Source organism: Ruegeria sp. MALMAid1280 (genome assembly GCF_049195285.1).
Classification (GTDB): Bacteria; Pseudomonadota; Alphaproteobacteria; order Rhodobacterales; family Rhodobacteraceae; genus Ruegeria.
Genome location: NZ_JBMIRT010000010.1, coordinates 1 through 4081, shown reverse-complemented (window position 1 = coordinate 4081; position 4081 = coordinate 1). Strand labels below are relative to the sequence as shown.

General features: G+C 60.2%; 3 protein-coding genes. All 3 read right to left on the bottom strand.

Annotated features, from left to right (window positions below):
- Window positions 1-432 (bottom strand): universal stress protein, encoded by a 432-nt coding sequence (locus ACOQFT_RS00085; RefSeq protein WP_421596040.1) that lies wholly within the window; start codon window positions 430-432, stop codon window positions 1-3.
- On the bottom strand, window positions 429-3038 hold the full coding sequence (locus ACOQFT_RS00080) for a TRAP transporter permease (RefSeq protein WP_421596039.1): 2610 nt from the start codon (window positions 3036-3038) through the stop codon (window positions 429-431). The genes ACOQFT_RS00085 and ACOQFT_RS00080 overlap by 4 nt, the downstream gene beginning before the upstream one ends.
- A gap of 103 nt (window positions 3039-3141) precedes the next feature.
- The coding region (locus ACOQFT_RS00075; RefSeq protein WP_421596038.1) for a TAXI family TRAP transporter solute-binding subunit at window positions 3142-4081 on the bottom strand (940 nt) is incomplete at its 5' end.

Sequence of the window (4081 nt, the reverse complement as noted above, 5' to 3'; positions counted from 1 at the left end):
CTACCTGACCACGTAGACCGAGACGGTTGAGTGTCTGACGACGCGGGCTGCGTTTGGGCCTAGGAGGTAGTCTTTGAGGTCTGGTTTATGGGCGCCGATGACGATGAGGTCTGATCCGGCCTCGGCGGCGGTGTGCAGGATTTGCTGATAGGCAGTGCCGGTGGCGACGACATGGCGAATCCGGGCGTTCCGCTCGTCCCCGAGGGCTGAAATGCACAGCTGGGTCAGTTTGGCCTGCGCCTCTTCCAGCGCCCTTTCGTGGAAATCAGGTTGGAAGAACCCGGACACCCAGCTTTCGCCGAAATCGGGCAGAACGGTCACCACATCCAGTTGCGCGTTGTCCTGATCGGCCAAGGCTGCCGCAGTCTCCAGCACGTTCACGTCAATGTCGCCGTTGCTGATATCGACGGCGCAAAGTACAGAATTTGTCATGCGGGCACCTCTTGTCTGACGGCACGGCCACGTTGCAGGAAGGCGATCAGACCCAGCAGGATCAGCGCGGGGATATACATCAGTTGCTTCGGAGGCTGGCTGGACGGCAAACTGACCGAGGTCAGGCGCACCGCCTCATCACCATAGTAGTCGAACATATCCAGCTCGTCCGCGACCGGCGTGCCGAACAACGGTTCTTCAAGCCTGATCAGACCATCCTCGTCCGACAGCAACAGACCCATGGCATCGACACGGGCTTCGCCACCCTCTTCGTTTCCGACAGTCACAACAACCGTGGTGTCCGTCATTTCAAGCGTGTCGAAATCCGGGCCGCTGACCACCAGACGCACCTCGGACCCCGGGGGCGTTTGCCCGATGGTTTCCACAAATGCGGCAGGCTCGACCGAGGTATAGGGCGGTGCGATACGGTCCATGAAATAGTCGGGCCGGAACAGCGCGAAAGCCACGGCGATCAGCGCGATGCTTTCGTAGATACGGCTATGGGTCAGGAAATAGCCCATTGTTCCCGCCGTAAAGACAAGGATCGCTATTGTTGCAAATATCGCAACTGTGATGCCCTCAACCCAGGTGACATCGATCAGCAGCAGGTCTGTGTTGAAGATGAACACAAACGGCAGCGCCACAGTGCGCAGGCTGTAGAAGAACGCGGTGAACCCTGTCTTGATCGCGTCCCCGCCCGAAACAGCCGCCGCCGCGAAACTGGCCAGCCCCACGGGCGGCGTCACATCCGCCATGATCCCGAAATAGAAGACGAACAGGTGCACGGCGATCAGTGGCACGATCAACCCGCTCTGCGCACCCAGTTCGACAACCACACCCGCCATCAGCGAGCTGACAACGATATAGTTTGCCGTGGTCGGCAGGCCCATGCCCAGGATCAGGCTCAGCAGGCCGACCATGACCAGCATCAGGATCAGGTTGCCGCCCGACAGGAACTCGACCAGATCGGCCATCACCTGCCCGACACCGGTCAAGGTCACCGTACCCACGATCACACCCGCCGTTGCCGTGGCCAAAGCGATCCCGATCATGTTGCGCGCGCCATCGATCAGGCCCTGCCACAGGTCAGCGACACCATCGATGAAGTTGTCTTTCAGATTGCTCTGCCCACGGAACAGCGCCTTGAGCGGCTTTTGCGTCAGCAGGATCACAAACAGCAGCGCCGTTGCCCAGAAGGCCGACAGACCCGGCGACTTCTGTTCGATCATCAGGAAGTAGACCAGAACGATGATTGGCAGCAGATAATGCAGACCGGCTTTGTAGATCTCTGCGATAACCGGCAGTTCCACCTCTTTGGCGTTCGGGTCATCCGGCTCAAGGTCCGGCACCTGCGCGGCCAGATACAGCAACGCCACGTAGACCGCACAGACGATCAGGCTGAGGATCAGGCCCGCAGAGGACGGCGCCCAGCTGGTGACCGCCTCGACCGGGAACTGCGAGCCATAGCAAAGGCCAGCGAATACAAGGAAGAAGGACAGCATCCCCACGACAGTGCGCGCCAGATGCACCTCGCGGTTGCCCAGCGTCGGCATGTTCCGCTTCACGGCTTCGAGATGCACGATATAGACCAGCGCGATATAGGAAATCGCGGCAGGCAGGAAGGCGTGCGTAATCACCTCGACGTAAGAGATGCCCACATATTCCACCATCAGGAAGGCCGCAGCACCCATCACCGGCGGCATGATCTGGCCATTCACGGACGAGGCCACCTCGACCGAACCGGCCTGCTCACTGCTGAACCCGACGCGTTTCATCAAAGGAATCGTGAAAGTCCCGGTGGTCACCACATTGGCAATCGACGAGCCCGAGATCAGACCGGTCGCCGCCGAACCCACAACCGCCGCCTTGGCGGGGCCACCGCGCAGGTGGCCAAGGGCGCCAAAGGCCATCTTGATGAAGTAGTTCCCTGCCCCAGCCTTATCGAGCAATGCGCCGAACAGCACGAACAGGAACACGAATTTCGTCGAAACACCCAGGGCGATGCCGAACACGCCCTCGGACGTGATCCACATATGGCTCATCGCCTTCTTCAGGCTTGCCCCTTTCCAACGGATAACCTCGGGCACCCATTCGGACGCGCCAAAGAAGACATAAGCCAGAAAGATCGTCGCGATGATCGCCATTGCCGGGCCAAGCGCACGACGCGCGGCCTCGAACAGCAATAACAATCCACCCAGCGCGACCCATTTATCGGTATCGTCAGCCAGACCACCCGCATTTACGATCTTGTCGTAGAAGAAATACCCATAAAGCGCCACAAACGCGCCAAGCGCCCCCATGATCCAGTCCTGAATGGGGATGTAGTTCCGAGGGCTGGATTTCAACGCCGGATAGGCCGCAAAAGCCAGGAACATCGCAAAGGCCAGATGGATCTGGCGCGAGTTATTCACCACACTTCCGGGCAGAACCACGTTGGACAACGGCGAGGCCAGCACCACCTGAAACACCGACCAAAGCGCCGCCACAACGGCCAGGAAAATCCCGACATTGCCGACCGGGTTGCGCCCACCCGCATCGGAGGAGGCCACAAGCTCCTGCAGCTCCTCTTCGGATAGCGGTCGATTGGATTGTGTGTCGGAACTCATAAAGATGTCTCCCCGTCAGGCGGCCATTTTGACCTTATTCACCGCCCGTTCGAACCGGGCTTGGGTGGCAGGGCGCCCGAAGGCGCCCCGCATCAGGTCCGGCTTACTGCAGCCAGCCTTTTTCCTTGTAGTACTTCTCGGCACCCGGATGCAGCGGCGCCGACAGGCCATCCGCGATCATCTCTTCGGGCTTGAGGTTGGCGAATGCGGGATGCAGCTTTTTGAAGTCGTCGAAGTTCTCAAAAACCGAGCTGACAACCGCATAAACCGCGTCATCCGACACATCCGCCGAAGTCACAAAGGTCGCGCCCACACCAAAAGTGGTGGTGTCGCCATCGGACCCACGATACATGCCGCCCGGAATGGTCGCGGTGCGGTAGTACGAGTTGCCGTCGATCAGACCGCTGATCGCGTCACCGGTCACGTTCACCAGAACCGAGTCACACGCGGTGGTGGCTTCCTGGATCGAACCCGAGGGGTGACCAACGGTATAGATCATCGCGTCGATCTGGTTGTCGCACAGCGCCGCCGACTGTTCCGCCGCCTTCAGCTCGGACGCCAGTTCGAAATCGTCGATGGTCCAGCCCATCGCTTCCAGAACAACATCCATGGTGCCGCGCTGACCGGAACCCGGGTTGCCGATGTTCACGCGCTTGCCCTTGAGGTCTTCAAAGCTGCTGATGCCGGAATCGGCACGAGCGACAACGGTGAACGGCTCGGGGTGCACCGAGAACACCGCGCGCAGATTCTCGAACGGGCCGGCCTCTTCGAATTTCGAGGTGCCGTTAAAGGCGTGGTACTGCCAGTCCGACTGCGCCACTCCAAACTCCAGCTCGCCTTCGCGGATGGTGTTGATGTTGTAGACCGAACCGCCGGTCGACTCGACCGAGCAGCGCACGCCGTGCTCCTTCCGGCCCTTGTTGACCAGACGACAGATCGCGCCACCGGTCGGATAATACACACCGGTCACACCCCCGGTGCCAATGGTGATGAATTCCTCCGCATACGCCGCCGGAGCCATAAAGGCCGCAGTAACAACCGCG

Excerpts from the sequence above, each read along its gene's own strand:
- ACOQFT_RS00080 (WP_421596039.1), bottom strand. The coding sequence starts at position 3,038 with ATGAGTTCCGACACACAATCCAATCGACCGCTATCCGAAGAGGAGCTG.
- ACOQFT_RS00085 (WP_421596040.1), bottom strand. The coding sequence starts at position 432 with ATGACAAATTCTGTACTTTGCGCCGTCGATATCAGCAACGGCGACATT.